Source organism: Ligilactobacillus equi DSM 15833 = JCM 10991, from assembly GCF_001435735.1.
Classification (GTDB): domain Bacteria; phylum Bacillota; class Bacilli; order Lactobacillales; family Lactobacillaceae; genus Ligilactobacillus; species Ligilactobacillus equi.
The window spans coordinates 1-272 of the sequence record NZ_AZFH01000104.1; the positions used below are offsets into that span (position 1 = coordinate 1).

Genomic DNA, 272 nt, shown 5'->3' on the forward strand with positions numbered 1-272 from the left:
TTCACTTGTTGAGCGGTGTTGTCAATTTCAGTACCATTCTTCAAGCCAGACTTAGGTGTTGCGTAGAAGACTACATTAAGCTTTTGTCCACCAAAAGTTGAAATTAACTTAGCAGCTTCCTTAGCTGTAACCTTAAATGAGCCTTTCTTGTCATCAAATTGTACATTAAATTGTTTTGTAACGTCGTTACCTTTACCGTCTAAAACAGTAATTAAGTCTTTGTCAACGTCTACCTTAGTTTCATCGAAATCATCTGAGAAGGAGAATTCACG

1 protein-coding gene is annotated in these 272 nt (G+C 36.8%); it reads right to left on the minus strand.

Annotated elements, in window-relative coordinates:
• Positions 1 to 272, minus strand: a 272-nt coding sequence (locus tag FC36_RS07090) for an isopeptide-forming domain-containing fimbrial protein (protein ID WP_156409542.1), incomplete at both ends; no start/stop codon positions are given.